At 63.4% G+C, this 25,501-nt stretch carries 18 protein-coding genes and 4 pseudogenes; 12 read left to right on the forward strand and 10 right to left on the reverse strand.

Going from position 1 to position 25,501, the window contains the following annotated elements:
* Positions 1-2 precede the first annotated feature (2 nt).
* Genes D8767_RS13715 through D8767_RS13725 form a run of 3 tightly spaced genes read left to right on the forward strand, consistent with a single transcriptional unit; the run spans position 3 to position 3,688 of the window.
* Positions 3-1,736 (forward strand): ABC transporter ATP-binding protein, encoded by a 1,734-nt coding sequence (locus tag D8767_RS13715; RefSeq protein ID WP_016713973.1) that lies wholly within the window; start codon positions 3-5, stop codon positions 1,734-1,736.
* Complete coding sequence (locus tag D8767_RS13720; RefSeq protein ID WP_016713974.1) at positions 1,726-2,403, forward strand: peptidase S8; 678 nt, start codon at positions 1,726-1,728, stop codon at positions 2,401-2,403. The genes D8767_RS13715 and D8767_RS13720 overlap by 11 nt, the downstream gene beginning before the upstream one ends.
* A complete protein-coding gene (locus D8767_RS13725; RefSeq protein ID WP_029380291.1) occupies positions 2,396-3,688 on the forward strand; it encodes an NAD(P)/FAD-dependent oxidoreductase in 1,293 nt (430 codons plus the stop codon). The genes D8767_RS13720 and D8767_RS13725 overlap by 8 nt, the downstream gene beginning before the upstream one ends.
* 106 nt (positions 3,689-3,794) lie before the next feature.
* Here the strand turns inward: D8767_RS13725 and D8767_RS13730 are convergent, their stop codons facing one another.
* Together D8767_RS13730 and D8767_RS13735 are read right to left on the reverse strand one after the other, a co-directional pair.
* Positions 3,795-5,108, reverse strand: coding sequence for a hypothetical protein (locus D8767_RS13730; protein ID WP_016713976.1), 1,314 nt, complete (start codon positions 5,106-5,108; stop codon positions 3,795-3,797).
* A gap of 92 nt (positions 5,109-5,200) precedes the next feature.
* Entirely contained in the window at positions 5,201-6,694 is a 1,494-nt protein-coding gene (locus D8767_RS13735; RefSeq protein WP_016713977.1) for an aldehyde dehydrogenase, read from the reverse strand.
* Between the two features lie 448 nt (positions 6,695-7,142).
* Here D8767_RS13735 and peaA point away from each other — a divergent pair, with 448 nt between their 5' ends.
* The 5 genes from peaA (at position 7,143) to D8767_RS13760 (ending at position 13,479) form a co-directional block, all read left to right on the forward strand.
* Positions 7,143-8,708, forward strand: a complete 1,566-nt coding sequence (gene peaA / locus D8767_RS13740; RefSeq protein ID WP_028698870.1) for a quinohemoprotein amine dehydrogenase subunit alpha — start codon at positions 7,143-7,145, stop codon at positions 8,706-8,708.
* A gap of 48 nt (positions 8,709-8,756) precedes the next feature.
* On the forward strand, positions 8,757-10,187 hold the full coding sequence (peaB, locus tag D8767_RS13745; protein WP_016713979.1) for a quinohemoprotein amine dehydrogenase maturation protein: 1,431 nt from the start codon (positions 8,757-8,759) through the stop codon (positions 10,185-10,187).
* A 1-nt stretch (position 10,188) separates the two neighbouring features.
* Positions 10,189-10,512, forward strand: a complete 324-nt coding sequence (qhpC, locus tag D8767_RS13750) for a quinohemoprotein amine dehydrogenase subunit gamma (RefSeq protein ID WP_016713980.1) — start codon at positions 10,189-10,191, stop codon at positions 10,510-10,512.
* Between the two features lie 32 nt (positions 10,513-10,544).
* The gene (peaD, locus tag D8767_RS13755) at positions 10,545-11,666 is read left to right on the forward strand and encodes a quinohemoprotein amine dehydrogenase subunit beta (protein ID WP_016713981.1); all 1,122 of its coding nucleotides are present in this window, start codon (positions 10,545-10,547) and stop codon (positions 11,664-11,666) included.
* A 139-nt stretch (positions 11,667-11,805) separates the two neighbouring features.
* The gene (locus D8767_RS13760) at positions 11,806-13,479 is read left to right on the forward strand and encodes a fatty acid CoA ligase family protein (protein ID WP_028698872.1); all 1,674 of its coding nucleotides are present in this window, start codon (positions 11,806-11,808) and stop codon (positions 13,477-13,479) included.
* 67 nt (positions 13,480-13,546) lie between these two features.
* Here D8767_RS13760 and mobA read toward each other — a convergent pair whose 3' ends face one another.
* The 5 genes and pseudogenes from mobA to D8767_RS13780 all read right to left on the reverse strand — a co-directional run bounded on the left by mobA (position 13,547) and on the right by D8767_RS13780 (position 19,476).
* Positions 13,547-14,131, reverse strand: coding sequence for a molybdenum cofactor guanylyltransferase MobA (mobA, locus tag D8767_RS28925; protein WP_033740241.1), 585 nt, complete (start codon positions 14,129-14,131; stop codon positions 13,547-13,549).
* Positions 14,132-14,392: 261 nt separating this feature from the next.
* Positions 14,393-14,833, reverse strand: a pseudogene (locus D8767_RS29455) (Fic family protein); the annotation flags it as partial.
* A complete protein-coding gene (locus tag D8767_RS13770; RefSeq protein ID WP_016713983.1) occupies positions 14,830-15,099 on the reverse strand; it encodes a hypothetical protein in 270 nt (89 codons plus the stop codon). The pseudogene D8767_RS29455 and the gene D8767_RS13770, both read right to left, overlap by 4 nt.
* Before the next feature lie 43 nt (positions 15,100-15,142).
* On the reverse strand, positions 15,143-18,289 hold the full coding sequence (locus D8767_RS13775) for an efflux RND transporter permease subunit (RefSeq protein WP_016713984.1): 3,147 nt from the start codon (positions 18,287-18,289) through the stop codon (positions 15,143-15,145).
* Positions 18,290-18,300: 11 nt separating this feature from the next.
* The gene (locus tag D8767_RS13780) at positions 18,301-19,476 is read right to left on the reverse strand and encodes an efflux RND transporter periplasmic adaptor subunit (protein WP_122048306.1); all 1,176 of its coding nucleotides are present in this window, start codon (positions 19,474-19,476) and stop codon (positions 18,301-18,303) included.
* 159 nt (positions 19,477-19,635) lie between these two features.
* Between D8767_RS13780 and D8767_RS13785 the strand changes: the two genes are divergently transcribed.
* Entirely contained in the window at positions 19,636-20,337 is a 702-nt protein-coding gene (locus D8767_RS13785; protein ID WP_016713986.1) for a response regulator transcription factor, read from the forward strand.
* Positions 20,338-20,343: 6 nt separating this feature from the next.
* A complete protein-coding gene (locus D8767_RS13790; RefSeq protein WP_016713987.1) occupies positions 20,344-21,642 on the forward strand; it encodes an ATP-binding protein in 1,299 nt (432 codons plus the stop codon).
* Here D8767_RS13790 and D8767_RS13795 read toward each other — a convergent pair.
* The 3 pseudogenes from D8767_RS13795 to D8767_RS13805 all read right to left on the reverse strand — a co-directional run.
* A pseudogene (locus D8767_RS13795) lies at positions 21,617-21,817 on the reverse strand (GGDEF domain-containing protein); the annotation flags it as partial. The gene D8767_RS13790 and the pseudogene D8767_RS13795 overlap by 26 nt on opposite strands.
* A gap of 5 nt (positions 21,818-21,822) precedes the next feature.
* Positions 21,823-22,506: pseudogene (locus tag D8767_RS13800) on the reverse strand (DUF4434 domain-containing protein).
* Between the two features lie 148 nt (positions 22,507-22,654).
* Positions 22,655-23,082 (reverse strand): annotated as a pseudogene (locus D8767_RS13805) (glycosyltransferase); the annotation flags it as partial.
* Positions 23,083-23,275: 193 nt separating this feature from the next.
* Between D8767_RS13805 and D8767_RS13810 the strand changes: the two are divergent.
* Positions 23,276-23,707, forward strand: coding sequence for a PACE efflux transporter (locus D8767_RS13810; protein WP_016713990.1), 432 nt, complete (start codon positions 23,276-23,278; stop codon positions 23,705-23,707).
* Between the two features lie 181 nt (positions 23,708-23,888).
* Positions 23,889-25,448 carry a threonine ammonia-lyase, biosynthetic gene (gene ilvA / locus D8767_RS13815; RefSeq protein ID WP_016713991.1) on the forward strand — a complete coding sequence of 520 codons (1,560 nt, stop codon included), beginning with the start codon at positions 23,889-23,891 and terminating at the stop codon, positions 25,446-25,448.
* Positions 25,449-25,501: the final 53 nt, after the last annotated feature.

Consider the following 25,501-nt stretch of genomic DNA (forward strand, 5'->3'; position numbering starts at 1 on the left):
CCATGGGCCCCCTGTTCGCAAGGCTGGTGGAGTCCAGCGACCCTGTACTCATGCGCCAGGCATTGGCCTGGCTGTATGGTTTCGTGCGCCCGCACCGGCGCGCCATCGGCCTGTTGCTGGGCCTGTCACTGGGCGCATCGCTGCTGGCGTTGGCGCAGCCCTGGCTGGTCAAGACGCTGATCGACGAGGGGCTGCTGGCCAAGGATTACCAGACCCTCTGGCATATGGCGGCGATCATGATCGGCGCAGGCCTGCTGGGCACGGTGCTGGCCGGGGTCAACCGTTACCTGCACACGCGCCTGTCGGGGCGCATCCTGTTCGCCCTGCGCGATGACCTTTATCGCCACCTGCAACAATTGTCGCCAACGTTCTACGGGCGGCGGCGCATGGGCGACATCCTTTCGCGGCTGGACGGCGACGTGGCGGAGATCCAGCGCTTTGCCGTGGATTCACTGTTCTCGGCGGTGTCGGCGGTAATCGGCCTGGTGGGCGCGGTGGCGCTGATGCTGATGCTGTCGTGGCAACTGTCGTTGCTGTTGGCGCTGTTGGTACCGATCGAAGTGCTGTGGCTGCGCTGGATGCGGCGCAAGGTAGAGCGCGAAGTGCGCAACCTGCGTGAGTGTTCGGCGGATGTGTCGTCGTTCCTGGTCGAGACCTTGCCGGCGATGAAGTTCATTCAGGCGTCCGGGCAGCAAGGCCGCGAGGCAGGGCGCCTGGACCAGCTTGGGCAAGGCTACATGCGCCAGTTGCTGAAAGTGCAGGTGACCGAGTTCTTCACCCAGGCCATCCCCGGCACGCTCACCTCCTGGTGCCGCGCTTGTGCGTTCCTGGTCGGCGGCTGGTGGGTGATCCAGGGCACTTGGCAGTTGGGCGCGCTGATCGCTTTTTCCACCTACATGGGCATGGCAGTAGGCCCGGTGCAGAGCTTGCTGGGCCTGTACGTAGCGGTACAGCGCATGGCCGTGAGCCTGGGGCGGGTGATGGAGCTGAAGCAGGAGGTTGTGGCCGTGCGCCCGGCGAGCAACCCGAAGCCGATACCCGATGGCCCCGGTGAGCTGCGCCTTGAAGGCCTGAGTTTTGCCCATGAAGGGCGCGAAGGTGCCGTACTGACCAACGTGCAGGTGTGTGTGCCGGGTGGCCTGAAGGTGGCCATCAGCGGTGCCTCGGGGGTGGGCAAGTCTACCCTGATCGACCTGTTACAGCGCTTCTACGACCCTGACGCCGGGCGCATTCTGCTGGATGGCACCGACCTGCGTGACCTGGACCTGGCCGCGTTGCGTCGGCGCATTGCGGTGGTCAGCCAGGACATCGTGCTGTTCCGTGGCACCCTGGCGCAGAACCTGGCCTACGGCGTACCTGAGGCCAGCCGTGCAGAGCTGGAACGGGTAGTGCGCCTGGCGCGGCTGGACAGCCTGGTCGAAAGCCTGCCACTGGGCCTGGACGGCCTTCTGGGCGAACGTGGCCAGCAGTTGTCCGGCGGGCAGAAACAACGCATCGCCATCGCCCGGGCAGTGTTGCAGGCTCCGGCGATATTGGTACTGGACGAAGCAACATCCGCAGTGGACGAAGCCACCGAGCGCGAAGTGATCGCGGCCATCGACCAGCTTTTCGCTGGCCGCACGCGCATCCTGATCAGCCACCGAGCTTCGACACTGGCCGATGCCGACCTGCACTTGCAACTGCATGATGGCCAGTTGCAGGTGCTGGCGCAGGAGGCAATCAAACATGGGCACTGACGTGCGTGTTGGCATCATCGACAGCGGCTGCTCGCCGGAGCAGGCCAACGGTTTGCTGGCTGCCCGCCGTTTCTGGCTGGAAGACGGCCAGTTGCGTGAAGGAGAGCTGCTGCCCGACCAACTGGGGCATGGCAGCGAGGTGTTTGCCGGTGTGCAGCGTGAGGCTGGGCCGGTGCCGCTGTTGGTGGCCCAGGTGTTCAGTGCTCAGGCCAGTACCAGCGCCTTGCAGGTGGCTGCCGCGCTGCTGTGGCTGGTGGAGGCGGGGGTTACCTTGGTCAACCTTAGCCTTGGCCTGCAGCAGGACCGCCCTGTGCTGCACCAGGCTTGCGCCGAAGCGTTGGCAGCGGGTGTGCTGTTGTGCGCATCCAGCCCGGCGCAAGGCGGGGCGGTGTACCCGGCCAGCTACAGCGGGGTGATTCGGGTGACCGGCGATGCCCGCTGCGCTCCGGGCGAGTGGTCGTGGCTGGGTACGCGGCAGGCGGACTTTGGCGGTTACGTGGGCACGGGCGGCAGGGCGGGCGCTAGCCTGGGCTGCGCGGCCTTGAGCGGAAGGATTGCAGCGTTGTTGCGCGACGAACCGGGCATGGATCGCCAGCAGGTTTATGACTGGCTGCGCAGCAATGCGGCGTATACCGGCCCCGAGCGACGAGGTGTTGGCCATGCCTGAACCACGCATTGTGGTGCTGGGTGCTGGCCCAGCGGGTGCTGCCACGGCCATAGGCCTGCGCCGGCTGGGCTACTCAGTGGCGGTGGTGTCGGAGTGGCGCCGTTTCGCGGCAGTTGAAGGGGTTTCTCAGCGGGTGCTGGAGGGCTTGCGACATGCAGGCCTTGGTGGGGCCTTGAGCCAGGCGGCCATGCCGGCTACCCGGCAGGTGCACTGGAACGGCCAGCACCTGCAAATGAACCAGGAGTTCTTGCTGGATCGACAGCGTTTTGACCGGGTGCTGCGCGACGATCTTCAGCGTGCTGGCGTGAGTGTGGTCGAGGGGCGGGTGCGCGAGGTTATGCACGAGGGCGGTCATCACGTGCGCCTGGACGATGGGCAGGTGCTGATGGCTGACTTCCTCGTCGAAGCCCGAGGCCGTCAGGCACCACTGGCGCCGGACCGGCTGCGCGGACCGGAAACGGTCAGCCTGCTCAATGTGTGGCAGGGTAGCCCGGGGGCGCCTGCGTCGGCAGTGGAAAGCCTGGAGGATGGCTGGGCGTGGATGGCGCGGTTGGAGGATGGCCGCTGTTACTGGCAAGTCACCCTTGACGCGGCGGGGCTACCGGGCAAGGCCGGGTTGGCGGAATACTGCGTGGCGCGGCGAGCCTGCAGCGCGCTGGTTGCCGAGTTGTTTGATGGCCAGGCGCTGGTTCCGGCACAGGTGCATGCACGCAGCAGCACGGCAATTCTGGCCGGCGAATGTGTCGGGCAGGACTGGATACGGGTCGGCGATGCGGCGATGGCCGTTGACCCGCTGTCGGGTAACGGGATTTTCCAGTCACTGTCTTCGGCGTTGCAGGCGCCGGTGGTTATCAATACGTTGTTGCGCAAGCCCGAGCGCGCAGGGCTGGCGCGGCAGTTTCACCAGCAGCGGGTCGAGCAGCTGTTCTTGCGCTTTGCCCGGATCGGGCGGGATTTCTATGGGCAGGAGCAGGGGCGCGCAGGGCAGCCGTTTTGGGCGCGGCGGCAAGGTTGGCCGGATGCGCAGCCGTTGCATGTGCCTGCGGATTGGAGCGCAGTGCGGGTCGAGCGGCGGCCAGTACTGCGTGATGGGTGGGTGGATGAGGCTAAGGTGGTGGTGACGGCGGATCAGCCGTTGGGGGTTTGGCATTTGCAGGGGGTGGAGTTGGCGCCTATCGTGCAGAGGCTACATGGCGGGCAAGCACTTGAGGTAGTGTTGCCAGGTCTTCTGGATGAACAGCAAGTGATGGTGCGGCACTGGCTGCGAGAGCAAGGTTTCGCGTGAGGTCGCCGGCCCTATCGCAGGCAAGCCAGCTACCACAGGTACTGCACAAGGCTCAGGCTTTGTGCAGTACCTGTGGTAGCTGGCTTGCCTGCGATAGGGCCTTGAGTCAGAAGAAGGTGCCGACAATCAGTTGCATATAGGCGCCGGTATCCCGGCTACTCAGCTGCGTGCCGCCATTGTCCGCACTGCGCTCCGGCTTGTAGAACCCCACCAGTGGGCTGATCAGCAGGTGGTCGTTGACCATCCATTCCACATACAGGTCCAGCTCCCGCCCGCCGAGGTTGCCCTGGTCGGTGTCCTGCGTGTCGAAGTCGAAGTACAGCGCGCCCACGGTCAGGTTATCCCGTGGCTTGCCTTTGAGCGCCACGTGGTGCACCTGGCTGTTCTTGTTGAACGGTCCGGCATAGTTGGCCGCCACTTCACCCTGGAACCAGGTGCCATAACCCCGGCTCAGTCCATAGAACAGTGGGTCGAAACCTTCGGAAAAGCGGCTGTAGCGGTAGGTGGCGGTAGGCGACCAGGGGCGCTCGGAGAACGTCCAGTTGCCCTCCAGGTACCAGGCATTCTCGCGCCCGCCGGTCTTGTCCTGGGTCACGTATTCGGCGGCCAGTTCCAGGTCTTTCACGCCCAGGTTACCGCGCCCGCGCAGGCTGGCGGTGTCCATGCCGTCGCGGTGCTCCAGGCCCATGATCTGCGCGTAGCGCTGGTCAACGTCCAGCCCGCGTATCCAACTGAGGCCCACGGTGCCGGCGTCGGCGACGTGTTCCAGGTTGGCTACTGCCAGCGACGTGTCGGCCTGGTAGTGGTTGTCGGACTTCAGCCACATCAGGTCGCTACGCCAGCCTTGTTTGCCGCCCAGGCGCAGGACTGCGGTGCGGTCGAAGGCTTTACGGGCGGCCAGGTAGTAAGCGCCGCCACGGTCGAAGTTGGCGCCCAGGTCGACCTTGCCCAGGTTCACCGGGTCGCCCTGAATGAGGAAGCCGTCACCCAGTGTCACCACCTGGCGGCCGCCAGAAATGTCTACGCCATCTTCGCCCAAAGCCGGGAACAGGTTGGCCGAGCGCCAGCCCAGGTAAAGGTCTTCGATGGCGGTGCGGCGTTCGTCGCCCAGGGTCAGGCCGGCGGCGTCGCCGTCGCCCCAGGTGGCGGAGCTGAGCAGGTTGAACGCGCCGTAGAATGCGCCTGCATCGGGCAGGGCCTGGCTGCCGCTGAGGCCGTATTTGACGTAGCCCTCTTGCCAGGCGGTGCTGCCGGGCTGGCGGTTGCCGGCTTGGTTGAAACTTTCGTCGCTGTGGAACACGCCAAACAGGGCTTCGAGGTCGGCGTTGAGGGTGGTGCCGTTGTGGTTGTACAGCTCGTGGGCCTGGGTGAGGGGGGCGGTGATCAGCAGGGTCAGCGTGCAGGCGAGAGTGTGCCTCATGGTGTGCTCCATGGTTTTTTTTTTTGTTGTTTTGGGGCTGCCTGTGCCGGCCCTTTCGCGGGTGAACCCGAAGGGCCGGCACAGGCAGGAGGTCAGAGCTTGATCAACACCGATTTGAGCTCGGTGTAATGCTCGATGGCCGCTGCGCCCATCTCACGGCCGACGCCAGACATCTTGTAGCCACCAAATGGCAATGCCGGGTCCAGCGCGCTGTGGCAGTTGACCCAGACCGACCCCGACTTGATACGCGGGATCATCCGATGCACCGCTGCCAGGTCGTTGGACCAGATGCTAGCGCCCAGGCCATAGGGGTTGTCGTTGGCCATGCCGATCACTTCGTCGATGTCATCGAACGGCATCGCCACCAGCACCGGCCCGAAGATTTCTTCCTGCACCAGGCGGTGGCGCTGGTCGACATCGACAATCACCGTCGGCTTGACGAAGTAGCCCGGGCCGAAGCTTTCGCCACCGCAGGCGATGGTCGCGCCCAGCTCGCGACCCAGCTCGATGTAGCCGGTGACGCGGTCTTGCTGTTTGGCCGAAATCAGCGGCCCCATTTGCACGGCCGGGTCCAGGCCGCTACCCAGTTTCATGCCATTGGCGATGCCGGCGATGTCGGCCACCACGTTGTCGAAGTGCTTGCGGTGTACATACAGGCGCGAGCCTGCGCAGCACACCTGGCCCTGGTTGAAGAAGATTGCCGTGGCCGCACCCGCAGCCGCGTCCTGCAGGTTGGCGTCGGGCATGACGATGGTTGGCGATTTGCCGCCGAGCTCCAGGGTGACGCGGGTCATGTTGTCCATGGCCGCCTTGCCGATCAGTTTGCCGACTTCGGTAGAGCCGGTGAAGGTCAGCTTGTCCACGCCGGGGTGGCGGCTGAGCGCGGCACCGGCATTAAGGCCGGTACCGGTGATCACGTTGAACACGCCCGCCGGGTAACCGGCTTCGTCGACCAGTTCGGCCAGCTTGAGCACGCTCAGTGGGGTTTCATCTGCTGGCTTGAGCACCACGGTGCAGCCGGTGGCCAGGGCCGGGCCGAGCTTCCAGCAGGCCAGCAGCAGCGGGAAGTTCCACGCGACGATGGCGCCAACCACGCCGACGGCCTCACGGCGCACGAAGCCGTGGAACTGGTCGTTGGGCATCAACGGCATGGAGGCTTCGACAGTGCTACCCTCGATCTTGGTGGCCCAGCCGGCCATGTAACGCAGGAAATCGATGGCCAACTGCACGTCCATCACCTGAGCCACGGCGGCGCTCTTGCCATTGTTCAGGCATTCCAGCTCGGCCAGCTGGCGGGCGTCGCGCTCCATCAGGTCGGCCAGGCGCCACAGCAGGTTTTGCCGTTCACGCGGGCGCAGGCGGCTCCATGGCGAGTCGTCGAAGGCCTGGCGTGCGGCGCGCACGGCGCGGTCGACGTCTTTGGCCTCGGCGGCGGGCACTTCACCCAGCACTTCGCCAGTGGCCGGGTTACGGAACGACAGGGTGCGACCGCTGGCGGCCTCCTGCCAGTCGGCGCCGATGCGCATCTTCAGCTTGCGTTCGAGAAAGGCGCGGGTGGCGGGCAGGATGGGCAGTTCAGAAAGCATGGGGCTGTGCCTCTTGTCATTGGGTGTGACGGGCACAGGCGCAATGGCCGTGCCAAGGTGGGCAATTGGTCGCAAGGTGTTGAAGGCATTGGGTTTTGCCTGGGTGCAAGGCTGTGATTGCAGGTGTGCGCTGTTGCACATTGAGACGCTGTGAGACGGTGGTGAAACAGTGGCTGTACTCAGGCATTTCGCAATTGCTGTGGGAGCGGGCGAGCCCGCGAAGGCCTGTGCAGCAGGCCCTGTCTCAGGATGAAACACCCTGTCGCGAAATGGCACGCTGCAATTAGCCATCCTGGATGCTGGCCAAGACCAGAAAACGGCCTAAAAGCCTGAAAGACAACGCTTTTGCAGCATCTGGCACAGTTCCTGTATCACAACTGCCACATGCACACCTGCTGTACCAAAGCGTGCGAAAAACGATAAGAACAACAACCGTGGAGGTCTGACCTTGAAGACGACTCGACTCCGGCGGCATGCGGGCAAACTGGCGCTGGTCGCCGCCGCGCTGCTGAGCACCCAGGCCATGGCGGCCGAGCAGGGCCCGAGCCTGTTGCAGAACAAGTGTATGGGGTGCCATATCCCCGAAGGTAACGATAACTACAGCCGCATCAGCCACCAGCGAAAAACGCCGGAAGGCTGGCTGATGAGCATCGCCCGCATGCAGGTGATGCACGGCCTGCAGATCAGCGACGACGACCGTCGCACGCTGGTCAAGTACCTGGCCGACAAGCAGGGTCTGGCGCCCAGCGAAACCGATGGTGTGCGCTACGCCATGGAACGCCGGCTGAACACCGTCGAGCACTTCGATACCCAGCTCAGCGAAACCTGTGGCCGTTGTCACTCCGGTGCCCGCGTGGCCTTGCAGCGCCGCCCGGCCAAGGAATGGGAGCACCTGGTCAACTTCCACCTCGGCCAATGGCCGTCCCTCGAATACCAGGCCCAGGCGCGTGACCGCGACTGGCTGCCGATTGCCCTGCAACAGGTGGTACCGGAACTTGCCAAGCGTTACCCGCTGGACAACCCGGCCTGGGCCGAGTGGCAGAAGGCCAAGCCGAGCGCCGATGTGCTGCCGGGGCAATGGGCCTTCAGCGGGCACATGCTGGCCAAGGGCGATGTGCGCGGGGTGATGAGCGTCACCGCCGACCAGGGCGATACCTTCAAGGTGGAGGTCAAGGGCGCTTATGCCGATGGCACGCCGTTCAACGGCAGCGGCACGGCAATCCTGTACAACGGCTATGAATGGCGCGGCAACGTCAAGGTGGGCGACGCCAACCTGCGTCAGGTGTTCGCGGCACTCGATGGCGAAATGAAAGGCCGCATGTTCGAGGCCGAGCACGATGAACGTGGCCTGGACTTCACTGCGGTGAAGGAAGGCAAGGCACGCCTGCTTGCCGTACAGCCGGCATTTATCAAGGCGGGCGGCGAAAGCGAGATCACCCTGGTAGGCAGCGGCCTGGACGGCAAGCCCGACCTGGGTGCCGGGGTGGAGGTGACCGAAGTGCTGGAGCAAACCCCGACCCTGGTGCGGGTCAAGGCCCGCGCAGCCGCCGATGCCAAGCCTGGCCAGCGCGAGGTGGCAGTGGGCGCGCTCAAAGGTGCAAACCTGGCGGTATACGACAAGGTCGAGGAAGTGAAGGTCGTGCCGGCATTCTCCATTGCCCGCATTGGCGAGAACGGTGCTTCGGTACCGAAAGTGCAGGGCCGTTTCGAAGCCGAGGCCTGGGGTAAAGACGCCAGCGGCCAGCCACTGCGCATCGGCTACCTGCCAGCCACCTGGAAAGTCGAGCCGTTCAACGAACGTGCGGTCGAGGATGAGGACGTGAAGTTCGCTGGCAGGATGCAGGCCGATGGCGTGTTCGTGCCAGGCGGTGCCGGCCCCAACCCTGAGCGCAAGATGATGACCAACAACGCCGGTAACCTGAAGGTCATCGCCACCCTGGCCGACGGTGGCCAGACTGGCGAAGGGCACATGATCGTCACCGTTCAGCGCTGGAACAACCCGCCGCTGCCGTAACGGCACGGCGCAACGGTTTTCCAACGGATCGATTATCGGGAGGTCGCCATGGGCGCACTACTGAACCTGGTCGAACGCAACCTGCATGAAGTGCAGGTCGATGCCGACCGCATGCTGTTCCATATTCCCAGCAGCTCGCTGTTTGCCACAGATGCCGTGACCGGTAGCATCATCGACGCCTTGCGCCAGCAAGGTTGTTCGGCCGAGGAGCTGATGCAGCGCCTGGGCCAGCAGTTTGCCGGCGACGATATCCAGGACACCCTGCGCGAGCTGATCGCGCTGGAGCTGGTCAGCGACGGCTCGCCGCTGACCCCGGAAATCGCCCTCAGGCAGGTCGAGCGCACTGCGCTGAATACCGTGGTGCTCAACGTCAACACCGGCTGCAACCTTAGCTGCACCTATTGCTACAAGGAAGACCTGGATAAACCGTCCGCCGGCAAGAAGATGAGCACCGCCACCGCCGAAGCCTCGGTGGAGATGCTGCTCAAGGAATCGCCCAACGAGGAGCGCTACAGCGTGGTGTTCTTCGGTGGCGAACCGCTGTCCAACCGGCCGTTGATCGAGCACATGGTGGCTTACTGCGAGCGGCGTTTCGCCGAGGCGGGCAAGGCGGTGGAGTTCATCATGACCACCAACGCCACGTTGCTGACCGAAGAAATCATCGACTGGCTCAATGCCCACCGCTTTGGCCTGTCTATCAGCATCGACGGCCCGAAGACCGTGCACGACCGCAACCGCATCACCGTGGGCGGGCAGGGCACCTATGACGTGGTGCGGCGCAAGGCCGACCTGCTGCTGTCGCGCTACACCAGCCGCCCGGTAGGGGCGCGGGTGACCTTGACCCGCGGCATCACCGATGTCGAAACCATCTGGAACCACCTGTTCAACGAAATGGGTTTTGCCGAGGTTGGGTTTGCCCCGGTCACCTCCGGCGATATGGCGGACTTCAACCTCACCGGCGACGAACTGATCGAGGTGTTCGCCAATATGAAGGCGCTGGGCCGCCGTTACCTGGAAGCCGCGCTGGAGCACCGCAACATCGGGTTCTCCAACCTGCACCAGCTGATCACCGACATCCACGAAGGCCACAAGAAGGCGCTGCCGTGCGGCGCCGGGTTGAAGATGCTGGCGGTGGACCACGAAGGCGAGCTGAACCTGTGCCACCGCTTCACCGGCTCTAGCCTGCCGACCTTCGGCAACGTGCACCAGGGCGTGAAGCAGGCGCAGCTCAACGACTTCCTGTCGCAGCGCCTGGACCGCAGCAACACCGGCTGCGAGAGCTGCCGTATCCGCAACCTGTGCTCTGGCGGCTGCTACCACGAAAGCTATGCGCGCTACGGCGACCCGCAGCACCCGACGTATCACTACTGCGAACTGATGCGCGACTGGGTCGACTTCGGCATCGAAGTCTACAGTCGCATCATGGCCGCCAACCCGGCCTTCATCGATCGCTACATCACTCCGCGGAAGGCGCACTGACATGAAGCACTTGAAGCCCCTGAACAACAAGGCGCGCATCCTCGAACAGGCCGCTGCCGAAGACCGCGTCGAAGAAGTCATGGCCATGAGTGCAGTGGCCGGCTGTACGGCCACCACCGACCCGGGTTGGGAAGTGGACGCCTTTGGTGGCGTGAGCTCGCTTTGCCAGCCGATGGAAGCCGACCTGTATGGCTGCTCCGACCCTTGCTGGTGGCCGGCCCAGGTGCCGGACATGATGAGCACCTATCAGAACTGGAACGCCCAGGCCACCAACTCGGCGGATGACTGGCGCAACCTCGGCACTGTGTTCCCGAAAGACAAGTGACCGGCCCAACAAGAATGACAAGGGGAAACCGCATGAAAGCTGGACGCTGCGCGTCACTCGCGCTCACCATCGCCGCCATGGCGTGTACCGGCCTGGCACAGGCCGACGATACCGGGCCGGCACTGAAGGCTGGCCACGAATACATGATCGTGACCAACTACCCGAACAACCTGCATGTGGTCGATGTGGCCACTGATACGGTGTACAAGAGCTGCGTCATGCCCGACAAGTTCGGCCCCGGCACCGCAATGATGGCGCCGGACAACCGCACTGCCTACGTGTTGAACAACCACTACGGTGACATCTACGGCATCGACCTGGACACCTGCAAGAACACCTTCCACGCCAACCTGTCCAGCGTGGCAGGCGAAGTGGGCCGGTCGATCTACTCGTTCGCCATCAGCCCCGACGGCAAGGAAGTGTACGCCACGGTCAACCCGACCCAGATGCTGAACGACCACTACGTGGTCAAGCCACCACGGCTTGAGGTGTTCAGTACCGGCGATGGCCTGCAGGCCAAGCCGATACGTACCTTCCCGATGCCGCGCCAGGTATACCTGATGCGCACCGCCGACGATGGCACCCTGTATTTTGCCGGGCCGGATATCTACAAGATGGACGTAAAGACCGGCAAGTACACGGTGGCCTTGCCGCTGCGCAACTGGAACCGCAAAGGCTACAGTGCCCCGGACGTGCTGTACTTCTGGCCGCACCAGAACCCGCGCCACGAGTTCTCGATGTTGTACACCATTGCCAAGTTCAAGGATGCCAAGCAGGACCCGAACGAGGCTGAGCTGTTGTACGGCTACCTGAGCGTCGACCTGAAGACCGGCAAGACCCATACCCAGGAGTTCGCCGACCTGACCGAGCTGTACTTCACCGGCCTGCGCTCGCCCAAGGACCCGAACCAGATCTACGGCGTGCTCAACCGCCTGGCCAAATACGACATCAAGCAGCGCAAGCTGATCAAGGCGGCTAATCTGGAGCACACCTATTACTGCGTCACGTTCGACAAGAAGGGCGACAAACTGTACCTGGGCGGCACCTTCAACGACCTGGCGGTGTTCAACCCGGATACGCTGGAGAAAGTGAAGAACATCAAGTTGCCGGGTGGTGACATGTCGACTACGACGCCGCAGGTGTTCATCAGGTAGTTCAGTGCTGGATCCTTCGCGGGGCAAGCCCGCTCCCACAAGACTGCACCGCATTCGGATCTTGTGGGTTCTTTGTGGGAGCGGGCTTGTCCCGCGAAGAGGCCAGTCAAAACAATACAAGAACAACAAGAGAGCGCCCATGCCCCAGCCAAGCTACTCCCAGGGCAACCCCGACAAAGCCCTGCTCAGCCAATGCATCGGCGATGCCTTCGACACCACCGTCGCTCGCTTCCCCGATCGCGAAGCCTTGGTAGTCCGCCACCAAGCCCTGCGCTACACCTGGCGCCAACTGGCCGCTGCAGTCGACCAGCACGCCCGCGCCCTAATGGCCTTGGGCGTGCAACCCGGCGACCGCCTGGGCATCTGGGCACCCAACTGCGCCGAGTGGTGCATCACCCAGTTCGCCAGTGCCAAGGTTGGCGCGATCCTGGTCAACATCAACCCGGCCTACCGCTCCAGCGAGCTGGACTACGCCCTGGGCCAGTCGGGCTGCCGCTGGGTGATCTGCGCCGACGCGTTCAAGACCTCCGACTACCACGCCATGCTGCTGGGCCTGGTACCGGGCCTGAGTACAGGCCAGCCGGGGGAGCTGATCTGCGAGCGCTTTCCGGAGCTGCGCGGCGTGGTCAGCCTGGCGGCCGCACCACCATCAGGTTTTCTGGCCTGGCATGAATTGCAGGCCCGTGCCGACGCAATCAGACGTGAGGCCCTGACCGAGCGCCAGGCGCAACTGTGCTGCGACGACCCGATCAACATCCAGTACACCTCGGGTACCACCGGTTTCCCCAAGGGCGCGACCCTCAGCCACAGCAACATCCTCAACAACGGCTACATGGTCGGCGAAAGCCTGGGCCTGACCGAGCACGACCGGCTGGTGGTGCCGGTGCCGCTGTACCACTGCTTTGGCATGGTCATGGCCAACCTTGGCTGCATGACCCACGGCAGCACCCTGATCTACCCCAACGATGCCTTCGACCCACTGGCCACGCTACGCGCTGTGGCAGAGGAAAAGGCGACCGCGCTGTATGGCGTGCCGACCATGTTCATCGCCGAACTGGACCACCCGCAACGCGCGGAATTCGACCTGTCGAGCCTGCGCACCGGGATCATGGCCGGTGCCACCTGCCCGATTGAGGTGATGCGCCGGGTGATTGGCGAAATGCACATGGCCGAGGTGCAGATTGCCTACGGCATGACCGAGACCAGCCCGGTGTCATTGCAGACCGGGCCGGACGATGACCTGGAGCGCCGTGTGACCAGTGTCGGCCGTACCCAGCCACGGCTGGAGAACAAGGTGGTCGACGTTGACGGCAACACCGTACCGCGTGGCGAGATAGGCGAGCTGTGTACCCGTGGCTACAGCGTGATGCTCGGTTACTGGAACAACCCCAAGGCCACCGCAGAAAGCATTGATGGTGAAGGCTGGATGCACACCGGCGACTTGGCGGTGATGGACGAGCAGGGCTATGTGCGCATTGTCGGGCGCAGCAAGGACATGATCATTCGTGGCGGGGAAAACATCTACCCGCGCGAGCTGGAAGAGTTCTTCTTCACCCACCCGGCGGTGGCCGATGTGCAGGTGATTGGCGTGCCGTGCAGCAAGTATGGTGAGGAGATCGTGGCCTGGGTGCGGCTGCACCCGGGGCATACCGCCACTGAGGATGAACTGCGTGAGTGGGCGAGGGCGCGGATTGCGCACTTCAAGGTGCCCCGGTACTTCCGCTTTGTCGACGAGTTTCCGATGACGGTGACTGGCAAGGTACAGAAGTTCAGGATGCGAGAGATCAGTGTCGAGGAATTGTCTGCCGGATGACTTACTGCCTGTTCCGGCCTCTTCGCGGGCAAGCCCGCAAAGAGGCCGGAACAGGCGGGAGATGCCTTCAGCCTTTCAGCAACTCCGGGCTATTGAAGTTGCTCAACCGGGAATCATTTTCGGTACATTCCAACCCCTGAACCGACTCGCGCAGCAAGGCCCTCTGCAAACTCCGCTCACCCTGTGCCCAAGCCTGCTCCAGCCTCGGCAGCACCCGCCGTGGCAGCACGCTGAACATCGGCTGCCAATACCCACCCTGGCGCACCATCGCCGCACTGTCATTCGCCACTGCCAACCGCAGCAGATCCTCGATCAACACCCGGTCAACCAGCGGCGCATCGCATGCCAGCAGCACAACCCACTCATACCGCGCCACCTTGAGCCCGGCAATCACCCCCGCCAGCGGACCGGGGAAGTCCGCCTCGGCATCGCCGACCAATTGGTCGGCATACGCCCGGTAGGCCTCCTGGTTGCGGTTGCAGGAAATCACCAAGTCATCGCTCAGTGGCCGCACCACCCGCTGCACATGCGCCACCAGCGGTTCGCCCTTCCATTCGATCAGCCCCTTGTCACGGCCGCCCATGCGCTGGCCACGGCCACCGGCAAGGATGAGGGTGGAGCAGGGGGGGAGTGAGCGATAGCCACGATACAACGCTTGTACCCCTGGGTCGTCCAGGCTTTCATGCCTGATGTTCTCTTTATCCAGTCCATCCAGCCCATTGATAGCGCCCAGAACGTCTGGCCATTGCTTTCTGTTAGAGAGCTTCACCAAAAACGGTTTCAGATACTGATCAAGATGGCCCTTCGAGGGCTGATTGATTTCAGTACTCAGGGCTGCGAGGTAGTCGTCCTTGGTGGTACGAGACCAATCGATGGCAAAGCCGGCCCGATGACATAGCTCCATGAAAACCAGCAGTATCGTTCGGCCGTTACCATCCAGAAAGGGGTGAGCATCTGCCAGCAACCCAAGTACCTCACCTGGGTGCTGCTTGAGCCTTTGCTGGTCTTGGCCCAATATCAGTGCGTGGGATGTCCAGTGCCGGATCTGGTCGGGTGGACAGAAAACAGTATGGCGAGGATCGCTATCCGTTCCCTTGAATACCGCAAGCCTCGGTGCCAGCTCGGCGCGGTCCTTACCAGCCCAGGGGTAGAAATCCGCAAACAGGAGATGATGCAGCTCAAGCAGGGTTTGGTAGGTAATGTGCCGACAGCTCGACAGCAGGGAAATGGCGTCTTCCAGGCTGGATTCAAACGCCAGATGCTCCATTTTCTTGATTTGCGCGGGGTCTTTCAGCTTGAAGACATTGCGCAAGTAGCCTGCGGTTTCAAAATCGTCGAATGGATCGAACATCATGCGCTGATCTTTTGCCCATCGTCATGGCCAGACAACTCGTTCAGATAGCATGCTTCCAGCTCAAGTATCTGTCGCTTGGTGAGAATGCCTTTCTTCTTGAGCGCTACCAGCATTCTCTCGATGTCATCAAGGTTGACGACATCACCCGACAGGTTGGTAATGGTCGTTGCCAGATCACTGAAACGGTCCTTCTCGCTGGTAACACCCTGCTGTTTGGCAAGTTCCAGGACCTGGCATTTGATGCTGGCATCGCGGGCTTGTGTCATTTCAGCTCCTCCACCGATGCCAGCAATATTAACATACCCACTTTTACCCGTGCGGCTGCTCGGCCTGGCCGACGCTCACCACGCCTTCATGCTCAATAGCAGCTTTGCCACGCCCCGCCAGCCGCATCACCACCACGAAGAACACCGGCACAAACACTACCGCCAAGGTGGCGCTGAGCATGCCGCCGATCACCCCGGTACCGATGGCCTGCTGGCTGGCCGAGCTGGCGCCGCTGGCAATGGCCAGCGGTACCACGCCGAGGATGAATGCCAGCGAGGTCATCACGATGGGGCGCAGGCGCAGGCGGGCGGCCTGCACCGCAGCGTCGACGGCATCCACGCCCTGGTCGACCAGGTGCTTGGCGAACTCGATGATCAGGATGGCGTTTTTTGCCGACAGACCGATCAGGGTAATCAGCCCAACCTTGAAGAACACGTCGTTGGGCATGCCGCGCAGGGTCACGGCCAGCACCGCACCCAGTACGCCTAGGGGCACTACCAGCAGCACGGCGGTGGGAATCGACCAGCTTTCGTACAGCGCCGCCAGGCACAGGAACACCACCAGCAACGACAGCGCCATCAGCATCGGTGCCTGGCTGCCGGACAAGCGTTCCTGCAGCGACAGCCCCGTCCATTCCAGGCCGGCGCCAGGCGGCAGTTGGGCGACCAGGCGCTCGACTTCCGCCATCGCCTCGCCCGAGCTGTAGCCTGCTGCCGGTTCGCCGGAAATCGACACCGCCGGGTAGCCGTTGTAACGGGTCAGCTGCACTGGCCCGCTGACCCACTTGGCCTGGACGAACGCGCCCAGTGGCACCATCTTGCCGCTGCTATTACGCACGTGGATTTTCAGCAAGTCTTCGACCTGGCTACGCTGGTCGCCTTCGGCCTGCACCACCACCCGCTGCATGCGGCCCTGGTTGGGGAAGTCGTTGACATAGCTGGAGCCCACCGCCACGTCCAGCACCGAGCCGATATCGGCAAACGAAACGCCCAGGGCATTGGCCTGGCGGCGGTCGATTTCCAGTTGCACCTGCGGGCTTTCGGCCAGCGATGCTTCACGCACGTTGGTCAATACCTTGCTTTTGCCGGCACTGGCCAGCAGCGTGTCGCGGGCAGCCATCAACGCGGCGTGCCCCATGCCGCCACGGTCCTGCAGGCGGAATTCGAAGCCGGTGGACTCGCCCAGGCCGTCGATAGGCGGCGGCAGCACGGTATAGGCCACGGCATCCTTGAGCTGAGTGAAGGCCATGGTCGCGCGGTCGGCAATCGACTGGGCGCTGTCGTCGGCACCACGCTCGGACCAGTCCTTGAGCGTGGTGAATGCCAGTGCTGCGTTCTGCCCGCTACCCGAGAAGCTGAAACCCAGGATCAGCGTGGTGTTGCCTACGCCCGCTTCCTCGGCGTTATGCGCCTCGATCTGCGCGGCCACCTGTTCGGTGCGCATGCGGCTGGCGCCGGGTGGCAGCTGAATGTCGGTAATGGTGTAGCCCTGGTCTTCGGTGGGCAGGAACGCTGTGGGCAACTGACTGAAACCGTAGCCCAGCACCGCCAGCAGCACCGCGTACACCAGCAGGTAGCGGCCGCTGCGCTTGAGCGCCTGCATCACCCAGCCCTGGTAGCCATTGCTTAGGCTTTCGAAGCGGCGGTTGAACCAGCCGAAGAAGCCCTTGCGTTCATGCAGCTCACCCTTGGCGACCGGTTTGAGCAAGGTGGCGCACAGCGCCGGGGTCAGGCTGAGAGCCAGGAATGCCGAGAACAGGATCGATACCGCCATCGACACCGAGAACTGCTGGTAGATCACCCCCACCGAACCTTGCATGAAAGCCATGGGCAGGAACACCGCCACCAGCACCAGGGTGATGCCGACGATCGCGCCGCTGATCTGGCCCATGGCCTTGCGCGTGGCCTCTTTGGGCGGCAGGCCCTCTTCGGCCATGATGCGTTCGACGTTTTCCACCACCACGATCGCATCGTCGACCAGGATACCGATGGCCAGCACCATGCCGAACAGGGTCAGCACGTTGACCGAAAAGCCCATCGCCAGCATGACCGCGAAGGTGCCCATCAGGGCCACTGGCACCACCAGGGTCGGGATCAGGGTGTAGCGCAGGTTCTGCAGGAACAGGAACATCACTGCGAACACCAGCAGCATGGCTTCGAACAGGGTGTTGATGACCTGCTCGATCGACACCTTGACGAACGGCGAAGTGTCGTAGGGGATGTCGTACGTGACGCCTTCCGGGAAGTAGCGCGCCAGGTCCTGCATTTTCGCCCGCACCAGGGTGGCGGTTTCCATGGCGTTGGCCCCCGGCGACAGCTGCACACTGAACGCGGTGGCCGGCTTGCCGTTCAGGCGGGTGCCGTACTGGTATTCCTGGGCGCCGATCTCGACCCTGGCAACGTCACCGATAGTGACCGTGGAACCGTCCGGGTTGGCCCGCAGGACGATGGCGGCGAACTCTTCGGGCGTGCTCAGTTGACCCTTGACCACCACGTTAGCGGTGATTTCCTGGGTGCCACGGCTGGGCAGGTCGCCAATGCTGCCGGGCGCGACCTGGGCGTTCTGCGCGGCAATGGCCTCGGCCACATCGTTGGGCGTGAGGTTGAAGCCGATCAGCTTGCGCGGGTCGATCCAGATGCGCATGGCGCGTTCCGAACCGTACAGCTGGGCTTTACCGACGCCCTTGAGGCGGCGGATTTCGTCCATCACATTGCGCGCGAGAATGTCCGACAGCGCGGTTTCGTCGAGTTTGCCATCTTCAGAGGTGAGGGTGGCCAGCAGCAGGAACCCGGTAGACACCTTTTCTACCTGCAGACCCTGCTGGGTGACCGGGCGCGGCAGGCGCGACTCGACCACCTTCAGGCGGTTCTGCACGTCAACCTGGGCCAGGTCCGGGTTGGTGCCCGGGGCGAAGGTGGCGGTGATGGTGGCGCTGCCTAGGCTGCTTTGCGACTCGAAGTACAGCAGGTTGTCGGCGCCGTTGAGCTCCTGCTCGATCAGGCTGACCACGCTTTCGTCCATGGTCGCGGCGGAGGCGCCTGGGTATACGGCGTAGATTTCCACCTGCGGCGGGGCCACGTTCGGGTACTGGGCTACCGGCAGCTGCGGGATGGCCAGCGCGCCGGCCAACAGGATGAACAGTGCGACCACCCAGGCGAACACCGGGCGGTCGATGAAGAATTGCGGCATGAATCAGGCCCTCACTGGCCGGTGTGCTGTGCGATGGGCGCTGTGCCCGTTGCGTTGTCGACCTGCACCTGGTCACCGGCCTTGACGTGTTGCAGGCCTTCGACCACCACCTGCTCGCCTGGCGTCAGGCCTTCGCTGACGACCCAGCGATCACCCTGGGCGCTGCCCAGTACCACCTGGCGGTCGCTGACCCGGGCCTGTGCGTCGACCACCAGCACCTTGGGCACGCCAGCACTGTCGCGCAGGATGGCCCGCTGCGGCACGCTCAGGCCTTTGGGCTGTACGGCTTGCTCCAGGCGCACACGCACATAGCTGCCGGGCAGCAGGTCGAGGTCCGGGTTGGGGAACTCGCTGCGCAGGGTGATCTGGTTGGTGCTGGGGTCGACGCTGATGTCGGAGAACAGCAGCTTGCCTGGCAGCGGGTAGGCACTGCCATCGTCCTGGATCAGCGTGGCGCGGGCCTGGCCGTCGCCCACCTGCTGCAGCTCGCCTGCGCGCAAGGCGCGGCGCAAGGCGTTGAGCTCGCGGGTGGACTGGGTGACGTCGGCGTGGATCGGGTCCAGCTGCTGGATGGTCGCCAGCGGCGTGCTTTCGTTTTGCCCGACCAGGGCGCCTTCGGTGACCTGGGCGCGGCCGATACGGCCGGAAATCGGCGCGGTTACCGTGGCGTAGCCGAGGTTCAGGCGGGTGCGCTCCAGGGCGGCCTTGGCGGCGGCCACGTCGGCGTCGGCCTGCAGGAAGCTCGCTTTGGCGTTGTCGTATTCCTGGCGGCTGACGGCCTTGTCGTCGACCAGCTTGCGGTAGCGCTGCTCTTGCAGGCGTGCCTGGTACAGGGTGGCCTCGGCCTTGGCCAAGGTGGCGCGGGCACTGTCATGGTCGGCCTTGAATGGCGCCGGGTCGATCAGGAACAGCACATCGCCTTGCTTGACGTCACTGCCTTCGCGGTACACGCGTTTGAGTACCACGCCCGCGACCCGTGCGCGCACTTCGGCGGTGCGCGGGGCGAGAATGCGGCCACTGAGCTCGCTGCTTATCGCCAAGGGCTGCAATTGCAGGGTTTCCACCCGCACCTGCGGGGTAGGGGCCTTTTCGTCTTGCTCGGCGCTGTCGCCACAGCCAGCCAGGGACAAGCTCATAAACGCCAGAAGCGCCACTGGGCGCAGGCGAGGGGGGAAGGTAGTAGGCATGCGGATCTTCCGATGATGACCGGGTATATGCTACGGCAGCTGTTGCACTGGCGGCTGTTAATACCTGTAGGGTGAGTGTGAAAAAGTGTGAAGATCAATCCTCTGGGCCGGTAGGGTTATATATTCTGCGTACACCTGCACCCGGATTCTCTAGCACCTATGCCGAATATTTTCCTGGTCGAAGACGACAGCGCCCTGTCCGAACTGATCGCCAGCTACCTGCAACGCAACGACTTTCATGTCCAGGTGATCGCCCGGGGAGACCATGTGCTGGACGAGTTCCGCCGGCAAAAACCGGACCTGGTCATCCTCGACCTGATGCTGCCGGGCATCGACGGCTTGCAACTGTGCCGCCTGTTGCGCCAGGAGTCGCAGAGCCTGCCCATCCTGATGCTGACTGCGCGTGATGACAGCCATGACCAGGTACTGGGCCTGGAAATGGGGGCCGATGATTACGTGACCAAACCCTGTGAACCACGCGTGCTGCTGGCCCGGGTGCGTACGCTGCTGCGTCGTAGCAGCATCAATGAGCCGCGCCTGGACAACGACCTGATCCTGATCGGGGGGTTGCGCATCGACCTGGCCGAGCGCACGGTCAGTTGGCGTGGCGAAGAAGTGGAGCTGTCCAGTGGTGAGTACAACCTGCTGGTGGTGCTGGCACGCAATGCGGGCGAGGTGATGAACCGCGACCGAATCCTGCAACAACTGCGGGGTATCGAGTTCAATGGCACCGATCGTTCCGTGGACGTGGCCATCTCCAAACTGAGGCGCAAGTTCGACGACAACGCCGGCGAAGCGCGCAAGATCAAGACCGTGTGGGGCAAGGGTTACCTGTTCAGCCGCGTCGAGTGGGAGTGCTGATCGGCCATGCTCAAGATCCTGGTGCGGCTGTACCTGGTGATCATCGTTGCCTACGCCGGTGCGTTGCTGTTCATCCCCGACACCATTGTCGGCCTGTTCCGCGACCGCTTCATGGCCTACAACCTGGACCAGGCCAAGGGCGTGCAGGCGTTGATCGTGCGCCAGTTCCGCCAGGCCCCGCGCGAGCAGTGGCCAGCCGTGGCGCAAGAACTGGCCAGCGATTTCGCGCCGCTGGAGTTGCAACTGCTGCGCATGGACCAAGCCGGCCTGAGCGATGAGGAACAGGCGCGCCTGGAGCATGGTTTGTACGCGGTGCGCATTGCCGAGTGGGGCTACTACGAAACGGTGCTGGCACCGCTGGACAAGGAATGGCTGGTGCGCCTGCACTCACCGCCAGACCCGCTGGACATCAACGTGTTGTCGTGGGGGGTGACCGTACTGATCGGTGCGGCCATGCTGGGGTGCCTGCTGCTGTGGGTATGGCCGCACTGGCGCGACCTGGAGCGCCTGAAGGAAACCGCCCGGCGCCTGGGTCAGGGGCAGATGGCCGAACGTACGCACATTTCACCGCATTCCAACATTGGTGAGCTGGCCGGCGTGTTCGACACCATGGCCAGCGACCTGGAGCGCCACGTCAACCAGCAGCGCGAGCTGCTGAATGCAGTGTCGCACGAATTGCGCACACCCCTGACCCGGCTGGATTTCGGCTTGGTATTGCTGTTCGACGAAGTACCGCCGGCCAGCCGCAAACGTCTGCTGGAACTGGTGGGGCATGTGCGTGAGCTGGATGAACTGGTGCTGGAACTGCTGTCCTACAGCCGGCTGTACAATGCCGACCAGGCCCGCGAGCGGGTTGAAGTATCGTTGCTGGAGCTGGTCGACAGCGTGCTCGGTGGTTTTGCCGAGGAACTCGATGGCCGGGGTATCCGTTGGGAAGTGCAGGCCGAGGGTAATCTGCCCCGGTTCGTGCTGGACCCGCGCTTGACGGCGCGTGCGGTGCAGAACCTGGTGCGCAATGCCATGCGTTATTGCGATGAAAGCCTGTTGCTGCGCCTGCGGCTGGAGGGCGATGGTGCCTGCCTGCTGACAGTGGAGGATGACGGCATTGGCATACCGGTTGAGGAGCGCGAGCGGATTTTCCAACCGTTCTACCGCCTGGACCGCAGCCGCGATCGCAACACCGGCGGGTTTGGCCTTGGGTTGGCGATCAGCCGGCGAGCGATCGAGGGGCAGGGCGGGACCTTGACGGTCGCGCAATCGGCACTGGGCGGTGCGCAGTTCAGGATTCGGCTGCCAGCCGGGTAGTCCACAACACAAACCGGTCTTTGCCCGTGTGCTTGGCTTCATACAGCGCCTGGTCAGCCTTGATCGGCGCCATGGTCAACGTATCGCCTGGGGACAGCTGCGCCAGGCCGATACTGATGGTTACCGGGTGTGTGCCTGCATCTTCACGCACTCTGCGTACCAATGCCTCCACCTGGTGACTCAATTCTGTGGCAACACGCCTCGGGCCCAGGGCCGGTAGCGCAAGGCAAACACCGCCTCGGCATGGCACCCACTACCCAGCTTCGGTTCGGCAGGCTCAGCCCTGAATGCCTGCCCTGGCCCGCTCACCTGGCGGAACGCCTCGCGCACCACGCCCACCCGGCACGGCAAAGCCTATTCGTAGCCTTGGCGCACCAACGCGGACAAACGCCCGGTCCCGGCGCCATCCTGCCACCAGACAGTCAAGCCCAACCCGGCCAGTTGCTCCAGCCACGCAGCGTTGATTCCTGGCGACAATTTGCCCGCGCTGAACGCACTGATATGCAACGGTTTGTCCAGCTGGCGGTTGAAGGCCTGCAACTGGATGTACAGCGCATCGCGCCGTTCAGCCTCGCGAAAATGCTGGTCGTCCAGCTCCATGGGGAGGTACCAGCCATCCACCGGCAACTGCCAGGCGTTGCGCAGTTGCTGGTATTGGCTGAGCGAGCGGCCCAACTGCGCTTTCCAGTAGCTGTTCTGACCTTCGCCATCCAACGCTTCAAGGCGTTGGTAATAGGCCGGGTCCATGTACAACCCCAAGACCAGTTGCAGCCCTTGGGCATGCGCCGAGCGCAGGCTGTTTGCCAGCCAGCCCTGGGCACCGCCAAAATCGCTGTCACCATACGCGCTCCACTGCACGATCAAGGTCTTGCCACCCTACGCCACGGTGGCGTGCCACAGCTGTTGCCACTGGGCAGGGGTGATACTGGCATCGCGGTTCAGGGGTTGGTAGAACAGGCGCTGGTCAGCTGTGGCCGGCAAACACAGGGCAAGCAGGCAGAAGGCGAGGATCTTCGGCCTTGCTGGTGGGGCCGGGGCGGGCGCACACCACCTTGTGCGCGTTGGGGTAGTGCAGGCACACCGCGTCGACGTCGGCCTGGGTTGCGGGTCGTTCGGGTAGGTGCCGACAAAGATCTGGTAGTTCTCGTAGTCGATGGTGGAAGCCGCCAGGTGCGCCATTTCACCGACCACGCCCACTACATTCCAGGCCGGGACCATGATGGCCAAAGGTTTTTCCGGGACTTCGTACAGGCGTTTCTCGTCGGCTTTCTCAAACTTGTCGTAGATGCGAAAACGCCGGATCAGCTTTCGCCCCCAGTAGCACAGGTCGATGAACAGGTCGTCCAGGCCCAGCAGGAACATCAACAAGGCGAGGGTGATCGCCAGGATCTTCAGGCCGAACAGCACATAGGTGAGAAAATCGATGAATGCCAGGCTCATGTGGCAGTCACCGGCAGGGTGGAGTAGGCCATCGTCTGTATCCTCGCTCGGTTCCCTCGACGAAGTTGTACGACATGTCGCCGTTTGTACGGGATAGATACAAGCAGCCGAATACGAGGTTGTCCAAAATTCGGGCTTTTTCTTGTGGGCCACATCTTGTAGTTTTACAGGTCGTTTACCCAGGGAGCTGAACATGCAAGGCAAGGCGCGCAAGATCGTCCAGGCCATTCTTTACGAGGCCATCGCTGTGGCCTGCGTGGCGCCTGCACTGGAGCTGGCGTTCGGTGCCGGCATGGCGCAGTCGACCGTGCTGTCGGTGCTGATGTCGGGCATCGCGATGAGCTGGAACATGGGCTACAACTGGGTGTTCGAGCGTTGGGAAGCGCGCCAGCATCAGCGTGAGCGCACCTTCATGCGGCGCTTGCTGCATGCGCTGGGTTTCGAGGGTGGTCTGGTGGTGATTTTGCTGCCGCTGGTGGCGTACTGGCTGGACGTCAGCCTGTGGGCGGCGCTGCTGACCAACCTGGCGTTGTTCGTGTTCTTCTTCGTTTACGCCTTTGTCTTCCAGTGGGGGTTCGACAAGGTGTTCGATGTGCCGCTTTCGGCGCAGCAAGCCAAGTGTTGACTTTGTGCCGCGCTACCGGCTAAGTTCCTATCCCATGAATACATTCCCGCACGTGAACGCCATTATTATTACCGCCATTATCAGCTTGGCGGGCTAGCGCGTACGTGCACCGAACCCGCCCTGGAGGCGGGTTTCTTCTCTCTGACTCCTGGGCACACTGAAAAAAGCCAAGGAGTCATCGATGACCAGCTTCAGCGTCCCGCGTACTGCTGTCACCCCCCAGCAACTGCTGTCGGAACAGGTGCGGCGCATTCTTGCCGCCCCGGTGTACGACCTGGCCATCGAAACGCCCCTGCAAGCCGCGCCTGCCTTGTCTGCGAGCCTGGGTAACCAGGTATTGCTCAAGCGCGAAGACCTGCAGCCGACCTTCTCGTTCAAGATCCGTGGTGCCTACACCCGGCTGTCGCGCCTGACCCGTGCGCAGCGTGAGCGCGGGGTCATTACCGCTTCGGCCGGCAACCATGCCCAAGGCGTGGCCATGGCAGCCTCGCACCTGGGCATGAAGGCCACCATCGTCATGCCAACCACCACGCCATCGCTGAAGGTAGAGGGGGTGCGTTCGCGTGGCGGCCATGTGGTGCTGCACGGTGAAAGCTTTCCGCACGCCTTGGCGCACGCGTTGAAGCTGGCCGACAGTGAAGGGGCCACCTTCGTGCCACCGTTCGATGACCCGGACGTGATCGCCGGGCAGGGCACGGTGGCCATGGAAATCCTGCGCCAGCGCCCGGGGGCGCTGGATGCCATCTTCGTACCGGTCGGTGGTGGCGGCTTGATCGCTGGCATTGCTGCCTATGTGAAGTACCTGCGCCCGGAGGTGAAGGTGATCGGCGTGGAGCCGGAAGACTCCAACTGCCTGCAGGCTGCCATGGCTGCTGGTGAGCGGGTGATCCTGCCGCAGGTCGGTACGTTCGCCGATGGTGTAGCGGTGGCGCAGATCGGCGCCCATTGCTTCGAGCTGTGCCGGCACTTCGTCGACGAGGTGGTGACCGTGAGCAGCGATGAGCTGTGTGCGGCGATCAAGGACATCTACGACGATACCCGTTCGATCACCGAGCCGTCCGGCGCCTTGGCGGTGGCCGGGATCAAAAAGTACGTGGTACGCGACGGCGTACAGGGGCAGACGCTGGTGGCCATCGATTCCGGGGCGAACGTCAACTTCGACCGCCTGCGCCATGTGGCCGAGCGGGCCGAGCTGGGGGAACAGCGCGAGGCGATCATCGCTGTGACCATTCCGGAACAGCCGGGCAGCTTCCGCGCGTTTTGCCAGGCGCTGGGCAAGCGGCAGATCACCGAGTTCAACTATCGCTATTACCCGGGTAAGGAAGCTCGCCTGTTTGTGGGTGTGCAGACCCATCCGCTGCACGACCCGCGCGAGCAGTTGCTGGCCAACCTGCGCGAGCAGGGTTACAGCGTGCTGGACCTGACCGAAAACGAGCTGGCCAAGCTGCATGTGCGTCATACCGTGGGTGGCCACGCCGCGCCGGGTGCGGATGAGCGGGTCATGCGTTTCGAGTTCCCCGAGCGGCCCGGGGCATTGTTGGGCTTTTTGGAGCGGCTGGGCAAGCGCTGGAACATCAGCCTGTTCCACTACCGCAACCATGGGGCGGCGGAGGCCCGGGTATTCGCGGCGTTGGAGGTGCCGGGGGACGAGGTAGCGGGGTTGCCGTTGGCGCTGGATGAGATGGGGTATCGGTATTGGGATGAGACGGATAACCCGGCTTACAAGCTGTTCCTAGGGTGACCTGAAAGCTTGGGGCTGCCTGTACTGAGTACTGCGTAGCTATTCAGCATTGC

Origin of the sequence: Pseudomonas sp. LTGT-11-2Z (genome assembly GCF_003691445.1) — a bacterium.
GTDB lineage: Bacteria > Pseudomonadota > Gammaproteobacteria > Pseudomonadales > Pseudomonadaceae > Aquipseudomonas > Aquipseudomonas monteilii.